This window comes from Agromyces archimandritae, assembly GCF_018024495.1.
Classification (GTDB): domain Bacteria; phylum Actinomycetota; class Actinomycetes; order Actinomycetales; family Microbacteriaceae; genus Agromyces; species Agromyces archimandritae.
In genome coordinates this window covers 1,234,591-1,259,382 of sequence record NZ_CP071696.1, presented here as the reverse complement: position 1 = coordinate 1,259,382, position 24,792 = coordinate 1,234,591, and the positions used below count along the sequence as shown (strand labels likewise).

19 protein-coding genes are annotated in these 24,792 nt (G+C 72.5%); 7 read left to right on the top strand and 12 right to left on the bottom strand.

Features of this window, described 5'->3' with window-relative positions; genetic code table 11:
* The first annotated feature begins 13 nt into the window (after positions 1–13).
* Both G127AT_RS05715 and G127AT_RS05710 read left to right on the top strand, forming a co-directional pair.
* Entirely contained in the window at positions 14–1,210 is a 1,197-nt protein-coding gene (locus G127AT_RS05715; RefSeq protein ID WP_210900942.1) for a hypothetical protein, read from the top strand.
* 82 nt (positions 1,211–1,292) lie between these two features.
* The gene (locus G127AT_RS05710; RefSeq protein ID WP_210900940.1) at positions 1,293–2,285 is read left to right on the top strand and encodes an LLM class F420-dependent oxidoreductase; all 993 of its coding nucleotides are present in this window, start codon (positions 1,293–1,295) and stop codon (positions 2,283–2,285) included.
* A gap of 38 nt (positions 2,286–2,323) precedes the next feature.
* On the opposite strand, the gene G127AT_RS05705 is transcribed toward G127AT_RS05710, so the two are convergent.
* Complete coding sequence (locus tag G127AT_RS05705; protein ID WP_210900938.1) at positions 2,324–2,599, bottom strand: glutaredoxin family protein; 276 nt, start codon at positions 2,597–2,599, stop codon at positions 2,324–2,326.
* 253 nt (positions 2,600–2,852) lie between these two features.
* Here G127AT_RS05705 and G127AT_RS05700 point away from each other — a divergent pair, with 253 nt between their 5' ends.
* Entirely contained in the window at positions 2,853–3,290 is a 438-nt protein-coding gene (locus G127AT_RS05700; protein WP_210900936.1) for a YdeI/OmpD-associated family protein, read from the top strand.
* Positions 3,291–3,302: 12 nt separating this feature from the next.
* Here G127AT_RS05700 and G127AT_RS05695 read toward each other — a convergent pair whose 3' ends face one another.
* From G127AT_RS05695 to G127AT_RS05665, 7 genes are all read right to left on the bottom strand, one after another.
* Positions 3,303–6,935: a TM0106 family RecB-like putative nuclease gene (locus G127AT_RS05695; RefSeq protein WP_210900934.1), complete on the bottom strand. Its 3,633-nt coding sequence runs from the start codon at positions 6,933–6,935 to the stop codon at positions 3,303–3,305.
* Positions 6,936–7,081: 146 nt separating this feature from the next.
* Positions 7,082–9,061: a carbohydrate-binding domain-containing protein gene (locus G127AT_RS05690; protein ID WP_210900932.1), complete on the bottom strand. Its 1,980-nt coding sequence runs from the start codon at positions 9,059–9,061 to the stop codon at positions 7,082–7,084.
* A 49-nt stretch (positions 9,062–9,110) separates the two neighbouring features.
* The gene (locus G127AT_RS05685) at positions 9,111–9,926 is read right to left on the bottom strand and encodes a polyphosphate polymerase domain-containing protein (protein WP_210900930.1); all 816 of its coding nucleotides are present in this window, start codon (positions 9,924–9,926) and stop codon (positions 9,111–9,113) included.
* Positions 9,923–10,618 carry a DUF4956 domain-containing protein gene (locus G127AT_RS05680; protein ID WP_210900928.1) on the bottom strand — a complete coding sequence of 232 codons (696 nt, stop codon included), beginning with the start codon at positions 10,616–10,618 and terminating at the stop codon, positions 9,923–9,925. Before G127AT_RS05680 ends, G127AT_RS05685 begins: the two co-directional genes overlap by 4 nt.
* Before the next feature lie 276 nt (positions 10,619–10,894).
* Entirely contained in the window at positions 10,895–11,704 is an 810-nt protein-coding gene (locus tag G127AT_RS05675) for a DUF4253 domain-containing protein (RefSeq protein WP_210900926.1), read from the bottom strand.
* Between the two features lie 355 nt (positions 11,705–12,059).
* Positions 12,060–13,100: an FUSC family protein gene (locus G127AT_RS05670; RefSeq protein WP_210900924.1), complete on the bottom strand. Its 1,041-nt coding sequence runs from the start codon at positions 13,098–13,100 to the stop codon at positions 12,060–12,062.
* An 81-nt stretch (positions 13,101–13,181) separates the two neighbouring features.
* Entirely contained in the window at positions 13,182–13,871 is a 690-nt protein-coding gene (locus G127AT_RS05665) for a hypothetical protein (protein ID WP_210900922.1), read from the bottom strand.
* Positions 13,872–14,037: 166 nt separating this feature from the next.
* Between G127AT_RS05665 and G127AT_RS05660 the strand changes: the two genes are divergently transcribed.
* Entirely contained in the window at positions 14,038–16,770 is a 2,733-nt protein-coding gene (locus G127AT_RS05660; RefSeq protein ID WP_210900920.1) for a DEAD/DEAH box helicase, read from the top strand.
* A 70-nt stretch (positions 16,771–16,840) separates the two neighbouring features.
* Here the strand turns inward: G127AT_RS05660 and G127AT_RS05655 are convergent, their stop codons facing one another.
* Positions 16,841–16,999 carry a hypothetical protein gene (locus G127AT_RS05655; RefSeq protein WP_210900918.1) on the bottom strand — a complete coding sequence of 53 codons (159 nt, stop codon included), beginning with the start codon at positions 16,997–16,999 and terminating at the stop codon, positions 16,841–16,843.
* A 232-nt stretch (positions 17,000–17,231) separates the two neighbouring features.
* Between G127AT_RS05655 and G127AT_RS05650 the strand changes: the two genes are divergently transcribed.
* Positions 17,232–18,182, top strand: coding sequence for a GlxA family transcriptional regulator (locus G127AT_RS05650; protein WP_210900916.1), 951 nt, complete (start codon positions 17,232–17,234; stop codon positions 18,180–18,182).
* Positions 18,183–18,227: 45 nt separating this feature from the next.
* On the opposite strand, the gene G127AT_RS05645 is transcribed toward G127AT_RS05650, so the two are convergent.
* Both G127AT_RS05645 and G127AT_RS05640 read right to left on the bottom strand, forming a co-directional pair.
* Positions 18,228–19,664: an APC family permease gene (locus G127AT_RS05645; RefSeq protein WP_210900914.1), complete on the bottom strand. Its 1,437-nt coding sequence runs from the start codon at positions 19,662–19,664 to the stop codon at positions 18,228–18,230.
* A complete protein-coding gene (locus G127AT_RS05640; RefSeq protein ID WP_210900912.1) occupies positions 19,661–20,671 on the bottom strand; it encodes a proline iminopeptidase-family hydrolase in 1,011 nt (336 codons plus the stop codon). Before G127AT_RS05640 ends, G127AT_RS05645 begins: the two co-directional genes overlap by 4 nt.
* 119 nt (positions 20,672–20,790) lie before the next feature.
* Here G127AT_RS05640 and G127AT_RS05635 point away from each other — a divergent pair, with 119 nt between their 5' ends.
* A complete protein-coding gene (locus tag G127AT_RS05635; RefSeq protein ID WP_210900910.1) occupies positions 20,791–21,582 on the top strand; it encodes a FadR/GntR family transcriptional regulator in 792 nt (263 codons plus the stop codon).
* Between the two features lie 280 nt (positions 21,583–21,862).
* On the opposite strand, the gene G127AT_RS05630 is transcribed toward G127AT_RS05635, so the two are convergent.
* Positions 21,863–23,302 (bottom strand): hypothetical protein, encoded by a 1,440-nt coding sequence (locus tag G127AT_RS05630; protein WP_210900908.1) that lies wholly within the window; start codon positions 23,300–23,302, stop codon positions 21,863–21,865.
* Between the two features lie 284 nt (positions 23,303–23,586).
* On the opposite strand from G127AT_RS05630, the gene gap reads away from it, so the two are divergent.
* On the top strand, positions 23,587–24,582 hold the full coding sequence (gap, locus tag G127AT_RS05625) for a type I glyceraldehyde-3-phosphate dehydrogenase (RefSeq protein WP_210900906.1): 996 nt from the start codon (positions 23,587–23,589) through the stop codon (positions 24,580–24,582).
* Positions 24,583–24,792 lie beyond the last annotated feature (210 nt).

Genomic DNA, 24,792 nt, shown 5'->3' with positions numbered 1-24,792 from the left:
ACCAGGGGGAACGATGACCGTCCATTACCAGTTGCCGACCGCCGCAGACTTCGCCGCCCTGGCGGGCGACCATTTCCCGGCGGTCTCCGTGTACGTGTCGACCTCGCCCGTCGTCGCCGAACGGGAACGCGCCGAAGTCGCCGTGCACAGCGCCTTCGACCAGGCGATCGAACGCCTGAAGACGCTCGGCGCCGATGCGGAAGACCTCGACGCGGTGCGCGCCGAACGCGACCGCATCGTCGCCGACCAGCAACTGTGGGGCGGCCTGTCCCGATCCCTCGCCCTGTTCGTCTCGCCGGGTTTCAGCGAAGTGTTCGTGCTGCCGAACCGCCTCGACGACGCCTGGCACGCCGGCTCGCACTTCACCCTCGGGCAGCTGCTGCGGGCGCCCAGCCAAGACCAGGAGGCCTTCGCCCTCACCGTCTCGGCCAACGGATGGTCGCTGTGGCACGCGACCCCCACCGACCGCGCCGCGAAACTCGACATCGACCAGACCGGCACCGCCAACCTCGACGAGGCCACCAACCGGGAGCCCGGCGAAGACCGCCCCCGCGGCAACTTCGGCGCTGCCAGCCAGGGCGGAGCCAGCCGCCTCATCGGCGACGAGGGCAAGAAGACCCTCCTCGACCTCTACGCCAAGCGCATCGCCGACCTCGTGCGCCGCGAACTGCTCCGCATCGACGTCGACGAGCGCATCCCGCTGTTCGTGTTCGCCACCGAACCCCTCCTCAGCCTGCTCATGGAACGCGCCAAGAACGCCCGCCGCGTCATCCCCGTGGCCGGCAACCCCGACCGCTACGGGCCCGCCGAGATCGACGTCGAGATCCGCGCACAGCTCGCACGGCTGAACATCTCCGAAGCCGACGTCGCCCTCCGCGCCCTCGTCGACGGCAGCGCCGGCCGCCTCGAACGCGACCTCGCCGCCATCGCCCGCGAAGCCGCCGACGGCGCCGTCGAACGCTACTGGTTCGACTTCACGAGCTCCGTCAACGGGCGGCTCGACCGCGAATCGGGCGCCATCGAGTTCGCCGCCGGCAACGGCAGCGAGACGCTCATGCCCAACGGGGAACGCGCCGGCGACCTGCTGCCGCAGATCGCGCTGCTCGTCGCCCAGCGCGGCGGGCGCATCGTCACCGTCCGCAGCGACGACCTCGACCCGGCCGTGTGGGCCGGCCCCGCGATGGCCGAGCTGCGCTTCGCGCTCGCGTAGGGGGCGCACGGGCATCCAATCGCCGGCCGTGCCGCGTGCCCGGGCCTCCACTCGCCACACGCCACTCGCTAGGATGACGCCCATGCGATTCGGGATGTTCGTACCTCAGGGATGGCGCTTCGACCTCGTCGGAATCGACCCGGCGGAGCAGTGGAACGCGATGCGCGGCATCGCCGAACGGGCCGACGCCGGGCCGTGGGAATCGATCTGGGTGTACGACCACTTCCACACCACGCCCGTGCCGAGCGAGGAGGCCACGCACGAAGCGTGGAGCCTGATGAGCGCGTTCGCCGCCGCCACCTCGCGCGTGCGGCTCGGGCAGATGTGCACCTGCATGAGCTACCGCAACCCCGCCTACCTCGCGAAGGTCGCCGCGACCGTCGACCTCATCTCGGGCGGGCGCACCGAGATGGGCATCGGCGGCGGCTGGTACGAGCACGAATGGCGGGCGTACGGATACGGGTTCCCGCGCGCCGGCGTCCGGCTCGGCCGCCTCGACGAGGGCGTGCAGATCATGCAGCAGGCATGGCGCACGGGCACCGCGACCCTGCAGGGCGAGCACTACCAGGTGGAAGGCGCCATCGTCCGGCCGGTGCCGCTGCAGGCGGGCGGCATCCCGATGTGGATCGCCGGCTCGGGCCCGAAGGTCACCCTCCGCATCGCCGCGAAGTACGCCGACTACACGAACTTCACCGGCACCTTCGCGGAGTTCGAAGCCAAGAGCCAGACCCTGCGCGCCCACTGCGAGAGCGTCGGCACCGACTTCGAACGCATCGTGCGTTCCTCGAACTTCAATACCGTCATCGGTGCCACGGAGGCCGAGGTCTCCGAGCGGCTCGACGCGGTGCACGCGCGCCTGCTGCCGCACCTCGGGGCCGAGCGGGCGGATGCCGCGATCGCCGAATACCGGGCCCCGCACGCCATGGTCGGCACCCCCGAGCAGATCATCGAGCACCTGCAGGCGCGGCGCCTGCTCGGGCTCGGCTACGCGATCCACTACTTCCCCGAGGCCGCCTACGACACGAGCGGCATCGAGCTCTTCGAGCGAGAGGTCATCCCGGCGCTCGCCGGCTGAGCGGGGGGCGCGGCGGCCGCCGGGCGGAGATCCGCCGGTTACGCGGCGGCGGTGGCGTCGAGCTTGGCGCCGAGTTCGGCGTCGCTGGGCTCGACGAAGAAGGTGCCGTCGGGGAAGACGACGACCGGGATGTTCGTGCGGCCGCTGATCGCCTTGGCACGGTCGGCGCCCTCGGTGACGACCTCGAGGTCGACGTACTCGTAGTCGACGCCGCGGCCGTCGAGGAGGGCCTTGGAGCGGCGGCAGTCGCTGCACCAGGCAGCGCCGTACATCGTGATGCGGTCGGGCGTGGCGTACTCGGGCTGTTCGGGCATGCGACCAGTGTAGGCGCGGCAGGTCGGAGATCCGTGAGCGGATGCCGGGAGGCACCGCAATGCGGTCGCCGCTGCATCCGGCTCCGCATCCGCCGGCGCCGACACCCCCCCATCCCGTTCCGGGGGTCGGATCCCGCCACGAAACCGGGTTCGGCCGCATGGAGATGGCAGGAAACGACCCCCGGAACGGGATGGAGTGCGCGATGGGGCGGGAGGCTTCCGCTGGAGCGCGGCGGGTGGGAGACTCGCGGATATGAGGTTCGAGACGAAACTCCTGTCGATGGACGGCCGGAACACCGGGATCGAGGTCGCCCCCGAGGACGTCGAGGCGCTCGGTGCCGGCAAGCGCCCGCCCGTCAAGGTCAGCGTCAACGGATTCGAGTACCGCAGCACGATCGCGCCGATGGGCGGGAGGTTCCTCATCCCGTTCTCCTCCGACAAGCGTGCCGCGACCGGGCTCGGCGCCGACGACGCGATCACCGTCGAGCTCACCCTCGACACCGAGCCGCGCACCGTCGAGGTGCCGGACGACCTGCAGCTCGCGCTCGATGCCGCGCCGGTCGCGAAGCGCGCCTACGAGGCGCTGTCGCCCAGCCGCAAGAAGGCGATCGTCACGAACGTGACCGGCGCGAAGGCGCCCGAGACCCGCGCCCGCCGCATCGAGAAGGCCGTCGCCGAACTCGGCGGTTGACGTGCCGCGCGGCTACGCGGCCGGTGGGGGCGGCGGGGGCTCGGCGCCGATGAGGCGGGTGAAGGCGCTCAGTTGGGCGACGCCGTCGGGGGTGTACGGGAGGGCGTCGAGGAGGCCGGGGGAGGAGACGAGGAATGCCGCCCATTTCGCCCGGGAGACGGCGACGTTCAGGCGGTTCTTCATGAGGAGGAAGTCGAGGCCGCGCGGGACCTCGCGGGCGCTCGACGCCGCGAGCGACACGACCGCGATCGCCGCCTCCTGACCCTGGAACTTGTCGACGGTGCCGACCGGCACTCCGCTCAGGCCCGCGGCGTCGAGCGCTTCGCGCACGCACAGCATCTGCGCGTTGTACGGCGTGACGACGATGATGTCGCGCTGCGCGAGCGGCCGCGGCGGCAGCCGCACGACGGCGACTTCGCCGGTGGCGGGATCGGTGCGTTCCCGGATCTCGTGCCAGGGTTCGCCGAGGAGCTCCTGGACGATGCGGACGACCTCGGCGGCCTCTTCGGGCGACTCGGTCGCATTGCCGTGGTGCACGACGGGGATCGCATGCAGCCCGGCGGCGGTGCCCTCGAGCTCGCGCATCGCCGCGGTCTCATGCGAGTGCAGCGCCCCCTCGTACGAGAGCACGGAGACCGGGCGGGCGACCGCCGGATGCATGCGGCGGCTCTCGGGCAGGAAGTACCCGAACTCGGCCGGGAGCACGTCGTGCCCGTCGGCGAGCCAGCCGAGCGCGGAACGGTCGACGGGTTCCGGGTGCGAACCCTGGCTGACCTGGGGGAGTTGCTGCGGGTCGCCGAGCAGCAGCAGGCGCTCGGCGGCGACGGATGCGGCGATCGTCGAGGCGAGCGAGAACTGACCGGCTTCGTCGATGACGAGGAGGTCGAGCTGCCCGCGGCCCATGCGCCGAGGGTTCGTGAAGTCCCAGGTCGTGCCGCCGACGACGTAGCCGGTATCGCGGTGCTCCGCCGTGTATGCGGCCAGATCGTTCTTGGCGATGATCGTGAAGTGCTGGTCGGCCGGCTCTTTCGGGGCCTTCGCGACGAGCTCGGGGGAGAGGCCGGCATCCACGACCCGTTCGAGGAGGTTCTCGACGACGGCGTGCGACTGGGCGACGACGCCGATGCGCCAACGGTGCTCGGCGACGAGGCGGGCGATGACGTGCGAGGCGACGAAGGTCTTGCCGGTGCCGGGCGGTCCCTGCACCGCGGTATACGAGCGGTCGAGCCGGCGGAGGCTGTCCACGAGCGCGCGCACGGTATCGCCGCCGGCGACGGGGGCGAGGGTGCCGCCGTGGGCGAATCGCGGCGGCACCCGGCGCAGGAGGTCGCTTGCGGCATCCATCGGCCATGCCGGATGCGCGTCGTGCACATGCGTTCCCCACTCGGCGATCGCCGCTTCGAGCCCGGCGGTGTTCAGCGGCCAGCCGGGGGTGAGCGCCATCGGCAGTTCGAACCACTCGGTCTCGCCCGACAGCTGCTCTTCGACGATCACGCCGTCGTCGAGGACCTCGAGGATCTTCGCCCCCGCCCGCACCCGGTACCCGGGGCGTTCGGGCGACGTGTCGCCGGGGCCCGGTGGCTCGTAGAGGAGGAAGACGTCGCGGTCCTCGGAGAACCGCGTGCCCGGCCCGAGGTGCCCGCGCAGCAGCAGGCGCCGTCGCGGGGCGCGGCGGCCCTCGACCGCCCAGCCGGCGATGAGCTGGGAGCGCATCGGGTCGACGACCATGACGTCGCGCGTGTCCTCCCACTCCTCGACGGGCTGCTCGAGCCGGAAGTAGTGCGCCCACCAGAACGACTTGCGTTCGCGCGGGTAGTAGTCGATCGCGGCGGCCGCGAGGGCGAGCGCCGTCTGGTCTGCGGTGCGTTCCGGCGGCACGGCGGGGCCGGCGGCCCGCGGCCCGTGCGCGAAGAGGGTGCCGGACTGCCCGCCGCGCAGCCGCATCTCGGCCGTCGCCTCATCGGTGCCGGCCGGCCCCTCGGCGAGGCGCTGCAGCGCGACCGCGAGCGGGTTCGCCGCGTATTCGCCGTCGCGTTCGGGCACCGGTTCGGCCGGGTGCACGCCCTCGCGTCGGGCGAGGCCGAGGAGCCAGTCGCGCAGCCGGAGCGTCGAGACGCAGTCGTAGCGGTTGTAGTCGGCGAGGTCGGCGAGGAGCTCGGCGGCCGCGTCGGCCGGCGGCAGCCCCGAGTCCTCATCGACGGCGGCGGTGGATGCCATGAGCTCCCGGGCCCGCACGTACTCCGTGATCGAGTCGCCGCCGGCCTGCACGTCGCTGACCCGCACCTCGTCGCCCATATACAGGGGCTCGAGCTTCTTGATCGAGTACGAGCGGCTGCCGACACGCACGCCGCGCTTCACGATCGGGTACAGGTCGACGAGCACGCCCTCGCGCAGCAACCGGTCGACCTCGACCTCGCCGACGCCGTGCCGTGCCGCGATCGTCGACAGGTGGGTGCGTTCGTAGCTCGCGTAGTGGTAGATGTGCATGCCGGGATGCTCTGCTCGGCGCCGCATCACGAAGTCGAGGAACCGTTCGAGGGCGAGGCGCTCCTCGGCGAAGTCGTGCGCCCAGATGGGGGTGAAGCGTTCGGCCGCGTCGACCATGCCGAACAGGTAGTCGAGGCCCCAGTCGCTGCCGTCGCCCTCGGTGTAGAGCGGGTCGCCCTCGAAATCGAAGAAGAGGTCGCCGGCATCGGGATCGGGGATCGCGGCGAAGGCCTGCGGATCGCGCACCTCGAAGGGCGGGGCCGGGGGCGCCACGGCATCCATTGCGGGGTGCTCGGCCCGCAACTGCAGGCGGGCCTGCGCGCGCAAGCCCTCCAAGGTCGCGGCCGCCACCCCGTCGACGGGGCCGGTGGATGCCGCGAGGTCGTCGATCGTCGCGATGCCCGCCGCCATGAGCCGCGCCCGCTGCGTGACCCGCATGCCGGCCACCAGCAGCACGTCGCGATGCGCCTCGACCTCGAGGGCGCAGGTGGGGCAGCGCCCGTCGATCGCATACCTCGGGTCGCCCCACTCGACCGGGCCGTCGGCGGCGACCCGCGCATCCACGAGCTCGCGGAGCCGCGCCCGCCGCAACCGGTACACGGGCGTGATGTCGGCCAGCCGGTGCACGCTCACACTGCCGTCGCCGAGGAGCAGCTCGACCGTGTCGGCGCACGGCACCCCGTGCCGTTCGAGCTGCTCGGCGTACGCGGCGAGCTGCAGCAGCGCCGTGACGCGCGCCCGCCGGGCGAGCTTCGTGTCCTGCACGAGCCACACCCCGCCCGGCCGCCGCACGATGAAATCGGCGAAGCCGATGAAGTCCTCGCTCGCGAACGTCGCCTGGAACACGACGTCGGCGCCCGAGGCGAACGCATCCAGCGTGGCCTGCACGGCCGCCGCCACCGCATCGCCGTCGCGGAGGTCGGGCCTCGGGATCTCGACGACGCCGTCGCCGAACTCGGCCCGGTAGCGCTCCAGCACCTGCGCCTCGTGCTTGTCGCCGAGGCGCCCGCTGCGCTCGAGCATCGCATCCTCGGGGTCGGGCACGGGGTCGATGCGCCCGAGCTTCGCGTCGAGCGCGCGGAGGAACGCGAACTCGCACTTCGAAGCCGTCGTCAGATCGCTGGCGCTCGTGACGACGGTGGCGTGCTGCAGATACATCGCTCCTCCGTTCCGGTACCCGCCACGCTAGCCCGACCCTCCGACATCGCCGGGAGCGGATGCCGGACCTCACCGGCCGGCCACGGCACGGCGATGCCCGGGCGCCGAAGAACCGTGCGCCCGGGCATCCACCGCGGAATCGCGCGTCAGCCGCGCGGGCCGCCGCCGAAGCCGCCCGAGACCTGCTCGCCCGCGACAGCGGACCCGACCGTCGCATCGCCCGCGCGCACCTCGTACGTCGCGCCGTTCTCGACGCCCGGGCCGCTCGCGACCACCGAGGCGAGCGTGCGGATGGCCGTATGCGAGGCGATCACCGTGCCGTCTTCGGCGACGACGGTGAAGGCCTGCCCCGCCTCGATCTGCGTGTCGAGCCGCACCGAGACGGAGCCCTGCTCCGAGTCGGCGGTGGGCGCCATCGCCATGCCGGCGCTGCCGACGGCGAGCAGCGTGCCGCCGGCGATCGTGAAGTCGCCGTCGACGTCGAGCGCCGCATTGCCGTCGTTGTCGGGGCCGTCCACGACGATGTCGCCGCCGGTGATCGCGAGCGTGCCGTTGACGTCGATGCCGTCGCCGGCCGCGTCGACGTGCACGGTTCCGCCCGAGATCGTCACCTCGACGATGGATGCCGCGGCGCTCTCGCCGCCCGGTGCGCCGCCGTCCGGTGCGGCGCCGGCCGGGGCCTCGCCGCGCCGGCCGCCCTCGCCGCCGGCCGGCGGTTCGGGGCGCTCGCCGTCGGCGGGGAAGCCGCTCGGTGGGGTTCCGCCCTCCGGCATTCCGCCTTCGGGCATGCCGCTCGGCGGGGTTCCGCCCTCGGGCATTCCGCCTTCGGGCATCCCCTCGGGAGGCGTGCCGCCGGGGAACCCGCCCATCTCGCCGGCACCCGACCCGTCGCTGCCGTTGATGCCGTCGTCGCTCGCGACGATGTCCAGCTCGCCGCCCTCGATCTCGATCTTCGCGCCCTCGAGGCCCTCGACCGAGCCGAGCACGTCGACCGTCGCCCCGGCGGCGAGCAGGGTGCCGTCGGCGTGCACGGCGTCGTCGCCCGAGGTGAGCGTCGCCGTGCCGTCGGCGAGCCGGATGCCGCCGTTCGAGTGCACCGCGTCGTCGGCGGCGTCGACCGTGATCGCCCCGCCCTCGAGCACGGCGATCACCCCGGCGACGATGCCCTTCGACGCGCTCTCCTCGGCGTCGTCGTCGGCCGCCGCGTCGTCGGACGCGGCCTCGCCCGTCGCGCCGGCCGCGCCGGCGACCGCCTCGAAGGCGCCGCCGGTCACGACGACGTCGCTCGCGGCATCCACCGCGTCGTTGCCGGCCGTCGCCGTGACCCGGGCGCCGGAGATCCACACGTAGCCGCGCTCTGCGTCCTCCTCGTTGTCGGCCTTCAGGGCGTCGCCGCCGGCCTCGACGGTGATCGTTCCGCCCGCGAGCACCGCGTAGTCCTTGCCGCGGATGCCGTCGTCGGCGGCGTTCACGTCGATGCGGCCGCCTTCGATGACGAGCCCGTCGCTGGAGGCGATGCCGTCGTTGCCGTTGCCGGTCACCTCGAGGCTTCCGTCGCCGCTGATCGTGAGGTCGGCCTTGCTGTCGAGGGCGGCGCCCGCCTCGTCGTCGGCGGCGTATTCGGCGGTGTCGGAGAGGGTGTTCCGGCTGCCGTCGGCCAGCACGATCTCGACGTCGTCGGCCGCGGCCACGAAGATCGCCGCCGAGTCCGCAGCGGCGATCTCGGCGTCGTCGAGGATGAGGCGCACCGTGCCCTCGCCGGGACTGTCGACGACGATGCCGCCGTCGAAGCTGCCGTGCAGGCGGTAGTCGCCGGCCTGCGAGATCGTCACCACTCCGCCGTCGACGGATGCCTCGCCGTCGGCGCCCGCGGCATCCACCGCCGCCGTGTCACCGTCGAGGGCGATGTCGACGGCGTTGCTGCGGCTCGCATCGGCGGGCTCGTGCGGCTGCTGGTTGTCGGCGAGGATCTCGTCGGCGGTGCGGTGCACGTCGACGGCGAGGGCGGCCTCGGTCGCCTCGGTGCCGGTGTCGGCGCTCGTGTCGCTCGTCTCGGTCGCCGTGCACGCGGCGAGGCCGAGGGTGGTGGCCACCGCGAGGGCGGCGAGGGTCTTGGGGGTTCGCATGGGGCTCCTTTCGGGAGTCGGGATGGGGCGGCGCAGGCGCCGCCGCGGGTCAGGCGGCTCGTTCGACGCGGATGTCGGCTGCGGCGAAGTGCCGGTCGAGGGTGCGTCGCCACTTGTTCGCGGGCAGTCCGGGGCGGAGGGCGGCCAGGCCCGTGCCGAACTTCGAGATCGTCGTCGGCCGGTGCCGCATCCGCCACAGGGCGCGGTCGAGGACGCTCGCCTGGCCGGCCGATTTCGTTTCGACGATGATGCGGCCGGGCAGCAGCATCCGCCGCTCGAAGCCGGGTTCCTGGTCGACCCATTCGAGGCCCTGGTCGATGGTGGCGCGGCTCTCGCCGCGGTCGCCCGGCAGGAGCAGCGTGGTGCGCCGGTACCGGGTGACGAGGGTGCGCCGCAGGGTGCGGTCCGGCACGCGGATGCCGCAGTCGCCGAGCACGCCGTCGACGTAGTCGCGGGGCGCGCCGGCGAGCACCTGCGGGGCGTCGCCGAGTTCGAGGCGCTCCTTGACGGTGGTGCTGCGCCCGCCGCGGGTCTTCACCTCGAGGTAGCCGGCGCCGGTGTCGAGGTAGTGCCGGGTGCGCACCTTGAAGCGCCGACGCCGGCCGTGGGCGGCGAGACGGTAGCTGTCGAGCTCGGGGGTGTCGTAGTAGACGGACTCGTATCGCGAGCCGCGCGACCCGTCCGCGAATTCGAGCACGCGGGCCGTCGGCACCGCTGCGAGCAGCATCGGCAGGGCGGATGCGGGCAGCACGTACTTGCGGTCGACGCGGGTCTGCAGCCCGGCTGCGGCGTTGAGCTCGTCGAGCGAGATCGGGGCGAAAGCGGCGAAGGGGGCGTCGGATGCGTGCACGGTCGGGGTGCTCATCGGGGTGCCGGGGTGCCGGACGTCGTCGCGGCGTCGGAGGCGGCGACGTCTGATGCGGGGGTCGTGGACGCGGGTGCGATGGATGCCGGTGCGCCGGCCGCGGCGGGCGCAGCCACGGCATCCGCTCGCGCCGTCTTCCGCGTGCCCGGGCGGGGCGCTTCGAACCGCACGTCGACGATCGTGGTGTCGTTCACGAAGTCGAGCTGCTCGGTCTTCACGGAGTGGATGCGGGCGCCGAGGAGTGCGGCGACGGCATCCCGGAGCTCGTCCTCGTCGGCGATCGCGCGGTCGAGGGTCAGCAGTTGCTGGCGCGAACGGCGGAACAGGCCGGGGTGGTCGGCGACGACGAGGACGAGGACGACGAGGGCCATGAGGCCGGCCGGCAGCCATCCGAACGCGGGGGAGAGGCCGGCGATGAGGCCGAGCGCGAGGGCTGCGAAGTAGTAGGCGACCTCGTGCTGTTCGATCTCGCGGGAGCGGAGCCGGATGATCGACAGCACGCCGAACAGGCCGAGCCCGAGGCCCGCGCCGACGCCGGAGGAGCCGAGGACGAGGGAGGCCGCGAGCACCCCGACGTTCACCCCGAGGAACGCGACGACGAGGTCGCGCCGTCGATGCCGTGGGAAATAGACGCCGACCGAGAGCAGCGTGATCGCGACGAGATCGAGGGCGACGAGGGCGAACTGGTCCATGGGGTGGGTCCTCCAGTGTGAATATCGGGGGAACGGGAGGTGTCCATCCATTCACACCCGGCGTCGAAACCCCGATGATCTTCCTATGGGCGGGGTATGAATCACAGGCGATGCGATGCCGTGCGACGGCCGCGAGGGGGTGGATGCCGGACCGTCGCGCCTGTTCGAATCCGCCGAGTGCCGCTTCGAGTGGGGCGAGGCCATCGCCGAGCGGATGCGCTGAGCGCGCAGCCCAGACCTGCCCGCGCAGCGACGTGGCGGAGGTGCTGCTCCGCCCTATGCCTCCCAGTCGAAGTGCCAGCGGGTGGCGCCGACGAGGCCGACCGCATAGGAACCGGTGCCGTGGGCGGCGTCGAAGCGCTCGACGGTGGCCGGTGCGAACCAGCGGTGCTCGGCGGCGAGAAGCTCGGCGTCGGCCTGCGAGAGCGGAGGGCGGGTGACGACGAGGCGGCGGCTCGCGAAGATGTACGCGCCGAATCGGCGCTGCCAGGAGCGCAGTGCTGCGCCGAATGCATCGGCGTCGATACCGACGGGGCGGCCGAGCGCCCAGCCGATCCGTGCGGGCACATCGGCCGGATCCGCCGTCGGCACGAGTGCGAGCGTCATCGGCTCGAACGGTGGCGAGGCCGGCACCGTCGGGAAGCGCTCGAAACCGGCAGGCGCGGACCCCGTTGCCAGCGGACGGAACGGCGCCGCCGTCGGCGCGGCCCGTTCGGCCGCTGCCCGGCGCCCCTCGCGGAAGCGGGCGAAGCGCTCACTGCGACCGGCGCCCCGCCCGCCCGGCCGGCGGCGTTCGGCGGCCGGAGCCGTCGCCGCGACGAGATCCTCGAGCAACGGCCACAACCCCGTCTGCCCGAACACGGCCGCCAGGCGCAGCCACAGCTGCGGCGCATCGGGCAGCGCCGCCACGGTCTGCCACGCGATGTCGCTGCTCGCGGCATCCACCACCCGGCTCACGAGCCGGCCGGCGGGCAGCTCGACGCCCCCGATGCCGATCGGCGCACCCGGTTCGGGCATGACGCCGGGCCCGGCCGGGCGGCCGATCTGGATCGGGATGGTGAGCGGATCTCGTGGCAGGTGAGGCACGGACGGGTTCGCTTTCGAAGGAGGGTTCGTCGAAGGTACCGTCGGGGCGAACCGCGCAGACCCGGGGGCGGGAGAACGGTGGACGGGACGGTTGCGAAAGCCGGTTGTGGAGGAACGGTGTTGCGAATCGACGATGGGGGACTGCCGGGATGCGCGGTACCGAGCACGCGTCGGTCGGACGGGAGTCGACGCTGAGCTGAGCCGGTGACCGGATCGGGCGCGGCCAGCCTAGCCCGCCACCCCCGTGACGACAAAACCTCGTGTACGCCGGAATGAGGGAATGCGGAGCAGGCTCGCAGCGCCTTCGGAGGCGCCCACCCGCCCGGATGCGGTGCGACCCGGCATCCGCACCCGATCAGTCGACGAGCTCCTCGCGGATCCGCCGCAGATCCTCCATCAGCGACCCGATGAGGATCCAGTGGCCGCCCGTCGGCGGAGACACCACGAGCGCCGAGGTCAGCGCCGGCTGCTCCGAGGTGACGGGCTCCGGTTCCGGCTCGATCGGCCGTGTCAGCAGCCGCATGTCGTGGGCGCTGCGCCGCAGCTGCTCCGCGATCGCACGCACGGTCGGCTCGCGGTGGATGCTGTCGTCGTAGTGATCGGCGAAGGCGCGCGTCATGCCGATCACCTGCGTGACGACGGGGCCGATGCGCTCGAAGATGGCCCCGAGCGACTCGAGCTCGGTGCGGTGGGCGCTGCGACGCGGGTTCAGCGTGAGCGAGGCCTCCCCGGCTTCGACGGACGCCTCGGCGGCGTCGCGCATGGGCCGCATGAGCCGAGCCTCGAGCATGAGCTGTTCGAGCTCGGTGCTCGTGCGCGGCCCCTCGAGGGCGGCGGCGAGACGGTCGAGGGATGCCGCGAGCTCGCCGCCGAGCAGCGCGACGTCGCGCCGGGCCGGTTCGACGAGCACGGGCGGCACGATGAGGGTGTTCACGATGATGCCGATCGCGGCGCCGATCAGGGTCTCGATGACGCGGTCGAGTGCGTATTCGGGCTGCGCGGAGCCGATGGTGAGCACGAGCATGGCGCTGATCGCGACCTGGTTCGCGGTGCCCGAGGTCATCCTGAGGGCCCAGGCCGCGAGGATCGCGACGACGACGGCGACGAGGATCACCCAGCTGTCCTGCCCGAACAGCAGGGAGATGCCCGTCGCCAGCAGCACGCCCGAGATCACGCCGATGGAACGCTCGATGGCCTTGCCGAACGATTCGTCGACGCTCGGCTGCACGACGAGCAGCGCCGCGATCGCCGCGAACACCGGCAGCTGCCCGGGCACGAGCCAGAACGCCGCGAGCCAGGCCGCCACGGTCGCCGCCGCCGATTTCACGACCTGCAGGAACGGCGAACGCTTCTTCGCCAGCAGTGACGCCTTCCGCAGTCGCTCGCTCACCTGCATGGTGTCAGGCTAGGGCCTGCTGCGACGCGAACCGCGGATCCGCGCCGAGCGGATGCCGGAGCGCGCCGCCGCCGCCCGGCCTCAGTCGGCCGCCGCCCCGCCCGACTGCGTCTGCATCGACAGCTCGATGAGGTCGAAGTAGCGCACCATCCACATCCGCTCCTCGCGCTCGGCCCCGTAGTTCGCGTCGAGTTCGGGCTCGGCGGGCCAGGTGCGGTCGAGCGTCGCCTCGATCTCCGCGGCGATCTCGCCCCAGGCGGATGCCCGGGCGCGATCCACGAGCCGGCGCAGGCGATCCTCGTCCCGCGTCCAGGCGCGCAGCCGCCTGGCGACGTACTCGTTCACGGCCTCGCGCACCTCGAGATTGCCGAGGTCGCGGGCGTGGTAGTCGTGCTGGTGGCTGGCGCGGCCGCGGACGGATGCCGCGGCGCGCTGCTCGGCGCGCACATGCTCGGCGGACTCCTCCGATTCGTCGATGAGCCCGTCGAGCACGGAACGCGCGTCGTCGAGATACGCATCCGGATCCCAGTCGCGGCCGTCGCGGATGACGGCCTCGATGATGAGGTTCTTCGTCGACATCACGGCGGCGTACTCGGCGAGCATGAGGCCTTCCTCGCTCGCATCCTCGACCGAGATGCGGCGGGCCCGCGGGTTCCTCAGAAAGTCGGGCAGCACGCCGCGCCGCGGGTCGCGGGGCCGCCGCGCATCCGCTCCGCCGTTGCCCCCCTCGCGCGCGCGCCGCCGCTCGCGCAGCCGGGAGAACCACCCCATCCGCTCGCTCCTCCCGACGCTTCGAGCGTAGCCGGGCTGCGGGGGTCCGTGCCCGGTCGCGGCCGTGGAGCCGGCCGTGTCGGCCGGGGCGTTGCGCTCGCAGGTGCCGTGTCGGCGGCCCGTGACACGATAGCGGCATGTTCGTGAAGCACCCGGCGGGTCGCGCGTGAGCCCCGGCGGCTGGCGGCGCGAGCTCGAGGTGCTGCGCGCGGGCGGTGCGCCGGGCGGGGCGTGGCCCGAGCGGCGGGGTGCGGATGCCGGGGCGCCCAGGCATCCGCTCGCCCTGCAATTCGAGCTCCGGCAGCGGCTGCCGCGTCGCCCGGGCGCGTGGCAGGGCCCGCGCGACCAGCCGGCGCTGCGGGACGCGGCCGTCGACCGGCTCGCGGTGCGACCCGTGACCCGCGGCGCGAAGGGCGCCTGGATCAAGGGCCAGCTCAGCTGGCAGAACATCGCCTACCGGGCCGACGGCGGCGGCTACGACCCCGCCCAGTCGCGCTGGTTCGCGCAGTTCGCGCTGCTGAACGGCCGGAACCCCGCCGTCTACCAGGCGTACGGCTCCGAGTGGATCACCCTCGACGAGTTCGAGAGCCCGCTGCTGTGGGGGCTGCTCGCCGAGGCCGGCCGCCTCGGCATCGCGCTGACGGGCGCTGCGGCGACCCCCGGCATCCACCTGCGGCAGGCCGCCTCGGTCGCGATGGATGCCGCGAGCGATTCCGACGGCGGGCTCGCGCTCGTGCCCGCGGTCGCCGTCGACGGGTCGGCGCGCGAGCCGCGGCGCACCCGCCTCATCGGCGACCACGGCGTGTACGTCTTCGACTTCGAGACGGGCGCGATCGAGCTCGCGCCGCTCGCACGACGGGCGAGCGATGCCGTGCGCGGCCTGCTCGCCGCGCCGGCCGCGATCCGGGTGCCGCCCGAGGAGGTGCCCGAGTTCCTCGCCGCCCACTACCGGCCGCTCGCGCGGGAGATCGAGGTCGGCAGCGCCGACGGCAGCTTCGCGCCGCCGGAACCGGACGAGCACGAGCTCGCCGACGACGGCACGGGCGGCACGGGTCCGGGCGGCACCGGCGACGCGGTCGGGCACGCGGCCGACGAGGACGGCTGGCGGCGCATCGACGAACCCCCCGAGCTCACCGTCACGACCGTGCCGACCGAGAAGAACGACTGGTTCGAGCTCGGCGTTATCGTCACCGTCGCAGGCAAGAAGGTGCCCTTCCTGCCGCTGTACCGCGCCCTCTCGGCGGGTGCGAAACGGCTGCGTCTCATCGATCGCAGCTATCTGCCGCTGAATCTGCCCGTCTTCGACCGCCTGCGCGAACTCATCGCCGAGGCCGGCACGCTCGCGGAGTGGGAGGCCGGGGTCCGCATCCACCGCAGCCGCGTCAGTCTCTGGAGCGACTTCGAGGACCTCGCCGACATCGCCCGGCCGGCCGTCGAATGGCGGCAGGCGGTCGAGGCCCTCGAACCCGGCGGCGCGCCCGAACTGCCGCAACCGGCCGGCGTCGTGCTGCCCCTCCGGCACTACCAGCTCGAGGGGTTCCGCTGGCTCGCCTACCTCTGGCGGGCCGGGCTCGGCGGCATCCTCGCCGACGACATGGGGCTCGGCAAGACCGCGCAGACCCTCGCGCTCGTCGCGCACGCCGCCGAAGCCGGCGCCGGCCCCTTCCTCGTCGTCGCCCCCACCTCGGTCGCCGCCAACTGGGCGGCCGAGGCGGCGCGCTTCACCCCGGGCCTCCGCGTGGCCTCCGTCACCCGGACGGCCGCGAAGCGCGGCCAGTCCATCGCCGATGCGGCCGCGGCCGCCGACCTCGTCATCACCACCTACGCGGTGCTCCGCCTCGAAGCCGACGCGTTCGGCGCGCTCGAGTGGGGCGGACTCGTGCTCGACGAAGCCCAGTTCGTGAAGAACCCGGCGACCCGCGCCCATGAGGCCGCCCGCGGCATCCGCACCCGGTTCCGCCTCGCCGTCACCGGCACCCCCGTCGAGAACCACGTCGGCGAACCCTGGTCGATCCTCGCCATCGTCGCGCCCGGTCTGTTCCCCTCGCAGCGTGCGTTCACGGTGCAGTACCGCCGCCCCATCGAGCACGGCCACGAGACGCGCCTCGAACAGCTGCGGCGGCGCGTGCGGCCCCTCATGCTGCGCCGCACGAAAGACGTCGTCGCCCCCGAACTGCCCGAGAAGCAGGAGCAGGTGCTCTCCGTCGAACTGCACCCGAAGCACCGCCGCCTCTACGACGTCACCCTGCAGCGCGAACGGCAGAAACTGCTCGACCTCCTCGACGCCGACGAGCAGCGCAGCCGCTTCATCGTCTACCGCTCGCTCACCCTGCTCAGGCTCCTCGCCCTCGACGCCGCGCTCGTCGACGAACGCCACGCCGGCATCCCCTCGGCGAAGCTCGACGCGCTCTTCGCGCAGCTCGACGAGGTCGCCGGCGCCGGCCATCGGGTGCTGGTGTTCAGCCAGTTCACCTCGTTCCTGGCGCGCGTGGCTGCGCGAATGGATGCCGAGGGCACGCCCTACGCGTACCTCGACGGCTCCACGCCGACCCGCAGGCGCACCGAGGAGGTCGCGAGGTTCCGCGCGGGCGAGGTCCCCGTGTTCCTCATCAGTCTGAAGGCCGGCGGCTTCGGCCTGAACCTCACCGAAGCCGACTACGTCTACCTGCTCGACCCGTGGTGGAACCCCGCGAGCGAAGCGCAGGCCGTCGACCGCGCCCACCGCATCGGGCAGGAGCGCCCCGTGAACGTCTACCGCCTCGTCGCAGAGGGCACGATCGAGGAACGCGTCATGACGCTGAAGCGCCGGAAGGGCGAACTCGTCGACGCGCTCATGGGCGACGAAGGATTCGCCGACGCCGCGCTGACGGCCGACGAATTGCGGGCGCTGCTGGAGTAGGGCGGGCGCGGGCTTCCGTCGGCGCTGCGGCCGCGGGCGGGCGCCGGCACGGATCGCGCCGCCCCGCCGGCTACCCGTTCGAGTCGACCGCGGTGATGAGCGCGTCGATCGCGGTCTGCAGGTTGTGCAGCGCCTGGCGCTCGATCGAGTCCTCGGGCAGCTTCTGGATATCGTAGCTGGCCAGGTTCGCGGCCTGCCGTGCTTCGATGATCGCCTGTGCGTCGGCCATCGGGTCCCCCTTGTTCACCGGATGTTGCGCGGGCCCCCTGCCCGCACATCCACGCTAACCGGCATGCCCGGTCTTGGGAAGGGCGGAGCCGTGCGCCCGGGTGCGCACCCGGCGCGCGGCAGTATGCTTGCGAACAGCGGGGAAACCGCCAGTGGAACCGCCATCCATCCGGCGGCCGCCCGGCGCCGGGCCACCGGCGCGAGCGCGCCCCGGCATCCGCACCCGAGGAATCATGCCACACCACCACCGCGTCGCCGTCCTCGTGCTCGAGGGCGCGAAACCCCTCGACGTCGGCATCCCCGCCCAGGTCTTCACGACCCGCCGCAGCATGCCCTACGAGGTGCGCGTGTGCGGCGCCGCGCCCGGCCTCGTCACCGGCGGCGACGGCCTCTCATACCACGTCGCCGACGGGCTCGAAGCGCTCGAATGGGCCGAGACCGTCTTCGTCCCCGGCTCCCGTGAACCCGACCGGCAGGATCCGCCCGCGGCCGTGGTGGATGCCCTCCTCGCCGCCCACGCCCGCGGCGCCCGCCTCGCCGCGATCTCCACCGGCGCCTTCGCGCTCGCCGCGACCGGCCTGCTCGACGGGCGGCGCGCCACCACCCACTGGCACTACACGCGCCAGCTCGCCGCGAAGCATCCGCTCGTGCAGGTCGACGAGAACGTCCTGTTCGTCGACGAAGGCAGCGTGCTCACCTCCGCCGGGGCGGCCAGCGGCATCGACCTCTGCCTCCACCTCGTGCGCCGCGACCACGGCGTCGCCGTCGCCAACCACGCCGCCCGCCGCCTCGTCGCCGCCCCCTACCGCAGCGGCGGGCAGGCGCAGTACGTGCCCCGAAGCCTGCCCGAACCCCTCGGCGAACGCTTCGCCGCCACCCGCGAATGGGCCCTGCGACGGCTCGGCGATCCGCTCACCGTCGCCGACCTCGCCCGCCATGCCGCCGTCTCGGAGCGCACCTTCACCCGCCGCTTCGTCGAAGACACGGGATACACGCCGATGCAGTGGGTGCTGCGCGCCCGCGTCGACCTCGCCCGCGAACTCCTCGAGCGCAGCGAGCTCGGCATCGAACAGATCGCCGCGCAGGTCGGCCTCGGAACGGGCGCGAACCTCAGGCTGCACTTCCACCGCATCCTCGGCACCTCGCCGAACGAATACCGGCACACCTTCGTGCAGCGGGGGTAGCGGCGGGGGCGCATGCCTGTCGCCCCCGCCGCCGGCCGGATCGCCTCAATTCCCCGTGGGGCGACCCGCTTCGGCGCTCGCGGCGGCCGTATCGGCCTTCCGCGAGCGAGATTGCTGGACGGCGGCGATCACGGCACCGATCACGAGCCAGCCGACGCCGATGATCTTCGCCGTGTCGTTCGCACTCCAGAGCGCATAGCCGAGCACCAGGGTGCCGATGACCGGCGAGATCCAGTGCAGGAACACGCGACGGCTGCGTTCCTTGATGCCGAAGTGCGCGATGACCGTCACGTTGAGGAGGATGTACGCGGTCAGGGCGCCGAAGGTCACGAGGGTCGTGAGCAGCTCCTGCTGGGCGGTGCCGGCGATGCCGATCACGAGCGAGAGGCCGGCGATGAGCAGCAGGGCGTTCTGCGGAACCCGGCGCTTGCTCACTTTGGACAGGAAGCGGGGCAGCTGCCGGTCGCGCGCCATGCTGAACACGAGTCGGCTCGAGGTCGCCTGCGAGGCGATCGAGTTCGCGAAGATCGCGACGAGCGCCGAGGTCAGCGTGATCAGGATCTCGAACCAGTCGCCGATGATCGATCCGGCGATGTGGTAGAACGCGTTGTTCGTCGCGTCTCCGCTCTCGAACTGCGTGCCGGTGGGAACGAAGATCGAGGCCAGATACACCTGGACCACGAAGAGGAAGGTGACGACGACGAGGACGATCATGGTCGCGCGCGAAACCGTCGCCCCGCCGCCCTTCGCTTCCTCGTTCAGGGTGGAGATCGCGTCGAATCCGATGAAGCTGAGTGCGGCGATCGGGATCGCGCCGAACACGATGCCCCACGAGAACTCGGACGGCTGGAAGACCGGGTCGAGCGAGAAGGCTCCGCGGCCCTGCGCCACGGCGATGACGGCGCCGACGACGAACACGGCCAGGACGACGAGCTGGATGCCGAGGAAGACCATGTTCATCCCCGCCGTCAGTTTGATGCCGCGGAGGTTGATCGCAGCCGCGAGCACGACGAAGACGATGACCCAGACGAACTCGGGGATCGCCGGCACGATGCTCGTCATCGCCGCCGCGGCGAACACCGACAGCAGTGCCGGCAGCAGCAGGTAGTCGAGGAGGATGGCCCAGCCGGCGATGAACCCGACGAAGCGGTTCAGGCCGAGCCGCACGTAGGAGTAGACGGAACCGGCGATCGGGAAGCGCTTGGCCATCTCCTTGTAGCTCAGGGCGCTGAACACCATGGCGAACGCCGCGACCAGATAGACCAGAGCCGGCATCCCGTGCGAGAAGTTGTAGATGATGCCGAAGACCGCCAGCGGCGCCATCGGCACCATGTAGATGAGGCCGTAGACGACGACGTCGGTCAGGGACATGGATCGCCGGAGCTCCTGGGTGTAGCCCAGGTCCTCGAGTTCGGCGGATGCCCGTTCGGGGTCCGGGTCATGCGCGGGTCGGCCGTGCGACGGATGCGGTGCGTGCGTCATAGCGGGCTGCTTTCTCTCGGGTGGATCGCACGGGGGCTCGGTGCCCGAGGCGTACGACGGTCGTGCGGGGAGCGGTGCAGGAAGCGGCGCACCTCGGCGAGGTACGCGTTGGGCGCTTCGAGGTGGACGCAGTGGGTGCCGGGGAGCACGGCGAGCTCGCTCGCGTCGCTCATCGCCGCGTACTCGCCGACGGTCTGCGGTCGGGCTTCGTCGTCCGTCCCCGTGATCCAGAGGCTCGGCACCGTGAGCTCCGGGATGACGCCGGCGCGGCTGTCGCCGGCGAGTCGCCCGGTGTTCGTGAACTCGTTCGGCCCCCACAGCGCTGTGTACGAGACCCGGTCTTCGCCGTCCGCGGCCGCCTGGAGGGGCGCGGGCCAGGGCTCGAGCCGGCAGAAGTGGCGGCGATAGAACTCGGCCTCCGCGGCGGCGTAGCCGGGGTCGAGCGGCCCGGCGGCGAGACTCCGGCGGTGGTCGGCGGGCAGCTCGCCGATCAGGGCACGTGCGTCGGCATCCCACCGGTCGGGTTCGACCAGCGGGCTCGCGAGCACGAGGGAGGCGACCCGCTCTGGGTGCGACTCGGTGTAGGCGAGGGCGAGGAAGCCGCCCCAGGAGTGGCCGAGCACGTGGAAGCGGTCGAGGCGGAAGTGCCGTCGCACACGCTCGAGATGGTCGACGTAGAGCTCGACGTCGAGGGCGGCGGGGTCGCCGACGGGGTCGGACCGGCCCGCCCCGATCTGGTCGTAGACGACCACCGGGCGATCCTCGGCCAGCCCGGCGGCGAGCGGGTGGAGGTAGTCGCTCGGGAACCCGGGCCCTCCGTGCAGGATCACGAGGGGGACGGGGCCGTCGTCGGGTCGGGTGCGGGAGGCGGTGCGCGATGCTTCGGGTGCGGAGCCCGGTGCGGGCCCGCGCCGCCGAGTCAGCGAGCGCGCCCAGAGCCGGCCCTGGGGAGTGGGGACGAAGGCGTCTTCGCTCTCCAGGGCGTCGGTGGGCTCGGGTGTGCGCATTGCGCCGCCTTTCGGAACTGCGGTGATCGGGTCACCGCATGCTCATCATGGCACATAAGGTTCCATCAGGGAACCTTTTATGGATTCCCGCCCCCATCCGGGGTTGCTAGCGTGAGGCTATGCCCCCCGATCACGAGCCGCCCGCCGCAGACCTCCTCGCACGGCGTCTCCCCGAGAGCCAACCCGACCAGACCCTCCGGCGCGAGGTCGCCGATCGCCTCATCACCGCGGTCGCCATCGGCGACACCGTCCCCGGGCAGAGGTTCCCGTCCGAACGGGATCTCGCCACCGCACTCGGCGTCGGTCGCGTCACCGTCCGTGCGGCCGTCCGCGAGCTCGTCGACCTCGGGCTCCTGCGCTCGCAGCAGGGTCGGGGCGGCGGAACCTTCGTCGTCGAAGCCGACTCGGCCGAAGCGTCCGCCGCGATCGAACGTGTGCTCACCGCGGCGTGGGCGCGGATGGTCGACCAGCACGAAGCGGAGTCCTGGCTGCACGGCACGATCGCCGCCGCGGCCGCCGAACGCCACACCGCCGACGACGTCACGATCCTCGCCGAACGACTCGAGGACTACCGCACGGCCGACTCCGGCGCCCCCGCCCGTGCCGCCGACGAGCGGCTGCATCTCGCGATCGCCGAGGCCGCGCACAACCCGACCCTCGCCGAGACCCTCCTCGGGCTCGAACGCCAGATGCACGTCGCCGCGCCCGGGCATCCATGGGGCCCCGAAGCGGGGTGGCGAGCGCTCGAGCTCCGTTCCCTCGACGACCACCGGCGGCTCATCGCCGCGATCCGCGATCGCGACCGCATCGCCGCCTTCGAGATCGGGCGTGCGCACGCGCGCATCAACATGGAGCTCCTCGAAGCGGCCATGGGCCGCGCCCGCACGCTCTCCGAGCACGTGGCGCGGTAGGCGCGGCGCCCGCCCGGCCCCACCCGGCTGTGCGAACCGGAGACGGCGATTCCGGCGGGGGAACGACCCCGGAAGCCGCGGTGCGCCGCCGCTGCGCAGGAGTGAGCGACGGCTCGGACTGGCCGGAGTGCCGATGTTCGCCGCACTCCTAACCGGGTGCGGGCGCCGGCGAGATCGCGGTGCGAGGGGTGTCGGGCCATGGCGGGTGCGGATGCCGTGGCGCGCCGTGTACGGCGAACGGCCCCGCGGGGGTGCCGCGGGGCCGTTCGGGTGGGTTGCGTCAGCCGCGTGCGCGGACCAGGCGCACACCGCCGATCGCGGCGCCGGCCAGCAGGAAGAGCGCGAGCGCGGCCAGGAGCAGGCCGGTGGGCTCGACGCCGGTGCTGGCGAGTCGCTTCGCGTCGGCCGTCTTGGCGACGTCGGCGGCCTCGTCGGACTCGTCGGCGTCGGAACCGTCGGTACCGGCCGGGGCGAGGACGCCATCGGTCTCGGTGCCTTCGGTGCCTTCGCCGGCGGTGCCCTCGATGCCTTCACCGTCGGTGCCCTCGCCCGGGCCGGCCGGGTCGACCGCCGCAGCGATCGCCAGCAGCTTCTCGGCGACCGTCTCCCCGCCGGAGAGGGCGGCGATCGTGTGCTCGCCGAGCTCGACATCGGTCGGCAGGGTCGCCTCGACCGAGAAGGCGCCGTCGGCGTCGCTCGTGACCGAACCGAGTGCGGCCGGCACCGAGCGCAGCTCGAGGTCGAACTCGGTCTCGGGGGCGAAGCCGGTGCCGGAGATCGTGACCGCACCGCCGGGCACGAGGTCGCCGGTCACGGCGAGCGTCGGGACCGGGCAGGGCACGACCGTGCCCTCGGCCAGCAGCACGTCGCCGTGTGCCGGGCCGGTGCGCACCTCGACGGCGGTGCCGCCGTCGAGCTCGTAGTCCTTCGCGACGGCGTCGCCTTCGAAGACGGCGAGTGCGTCGACGAACTCGCCGTCCGCGTACACGACGGCCGAGTAGGTGCCGTTGACGAGCTCGGCGGCGAGCTCCTCGTTCGAGAGCGCGACCGAGGCAACACCGCAGACCGAGACGTCGAGCGTCGCCTCGGCATGGAAGTCGCCGACGCCGCACGCCGGCACGGTGCCCGTGAACTCGCCGGCGCCGAAACCGTCGAAGGAGGTCACCGTCACCGTGTAGGTGTTCTCGGCGGACTTGTCGGGGAGCGCGTACGACGCGGAGAATTCGGTGCCGAAGGCCACGGCGTCGGCGACGACCTCACCGTCGATCGCGACGGTGACGGTGTTCGGGGCATCGTTCGCGGGGCGCTCCGGCGTCACGACGTTGTCGCGGTAGACGGCGTCCTTCCCCTCCACGACGACGTGGGTCTTGGTGTTGCCGGTGTAGCGGTACGTGGCCCAGTCGTAGAAGTCGCTGTTGCCCACCCACTTGTGCGTCCAGCGGTAGTCGCCGCTGGGGATGAAGCCGAGGTACATGAGCTCGTACTGGTAATCCGTGTGGCTCACCTCCGCGATGGCAGGCTCGTCGAGCTCCCGCTCGATGACGGCGTCGGCGCCGGGGTCGGTGGCGTAGCCGGCGAGGGCGACGTCGAGGGTGAGGCAGTCGGATGCGGTGATCGACTGCGAGGCGGATTCGTCGGCGACGGCCGGGGCGGCCGTGCCGACGAGCGCGAGTCCGCCGACGAGCGCGGCGGTCAGCAGCGCGGAGATCGGGCGCTTCATGTGGTTCCTAACGGGTTTGATTGCAGGGATGCGAACGGCAGGGGGCGGATGCCGCCGCGCAGCGAGCTTACGATCCGCGCCCGCTAAAAAACACCCCCGATCTGGGAAAACCCCCATGACTGGGGCCACGCACCACGCGTTCGGGGGCCATCGACGAGCCGTGCGTCGCGGCATCCACTCCCCGAACACCGGCGGGATCCTTTCGAACCCTGACGCTTCAGCCACTCCCGCAACGCGACGCGGCACCCGAGAGTAAGAGGAGCAACGAAAGGACCCCCACCCCAATGACCCGCATCGGCATCAACGGATTCGGCCGCATCGGTCGCAACGTGCTGCGCGCCCTCCTCGAGCAGGGCACCGACCTCGAGGTCGTCGCCGTCAACGACCTCACCGAGCCCGCGACGCTCGCAGACCTCCTGAAGTACGACTCCACCGCCGGCCGTCTCGGCCGCCCCGTCTCGGTCGAGGGCGACACCCTCGTCGTCGACGGCCGCCGCATCCGGGTGCTCGCCGAGCGCGAGCCCGCGAAGCTGCCGTGGGGCGAACTCGGCGTCGAGATCGTGCTCGAATCCACGGGCCGCTTCACCTCCGCCGACGCCGCGCGGGCGCACCTGGATGCGGGTGCGAAGAAGGTGCTCGTGAGCGCCCCGGCATCCGGAGCCGACGTCACCCTCGCCTACGGGGTCAACACCGACGCCTACGACCCGGCCGTGCACACGATCGTCTCGAACGCCTCGTGCACGACGAACGCCCTCGCCCCCCTCGCGCACGTGCTCGACGAGCTCGCCGGAATCGAGCACGGCTTCATGACGACCGTGCACGCCTACACGCAGGAGCAGAACCTGCAGGACGGCCCGCACCGCGACCTGCGCCGTGCGCGCGCCGCCGCCGTCAACATCGTCCCGACCACGACCGGCGCCGCGAAGGCGATCGGCCTCGTGCTGCCGGGCCTGGACGGCAAGCTCTCGGGCGACTCGATCCGCGTGCCCGTTCCCGTCGGCTCGATCGTGGAACTGAACACGACCGTCGCGCGCGACGTCACCCGCGAGCAGGTGCTCGAGGCCTACCGCACGGCCGCCGCGGGCCCCCTCGCCGGCATCCTCGAGTACACCGAGGACCCGATCGTGTCGAGCGACATCACCGGCAACCCGCACTCCTCGATCTTCGACGCGCCCCTCACACGCGTCGACGGCCGCCACGTCAAGGTCGTCGCCTGGTACGACAACGAGTCGGGCTTCTCGAACCGGGTCGTCGACACGCTCCGCCTCCTCGCAGACTGACCGCGACTCGCCCGGGCCACGGCCCGGGCGAGGAGCGTCGCGGACACGTATCGAGACCCGCGGCACCGGTGTCTCGATGCGTGACCCCGGCGCTCCTCTGGAGCCCGGTCGAGGCGGTTCGTTCCGTCTCGAAGGCCCCTCCGGTCGGGGCGCGGGAGGCATCCGCTCAGGGGTGTGGATGCCGCCCGCGCTCATTCGGGAGGCGCGGCG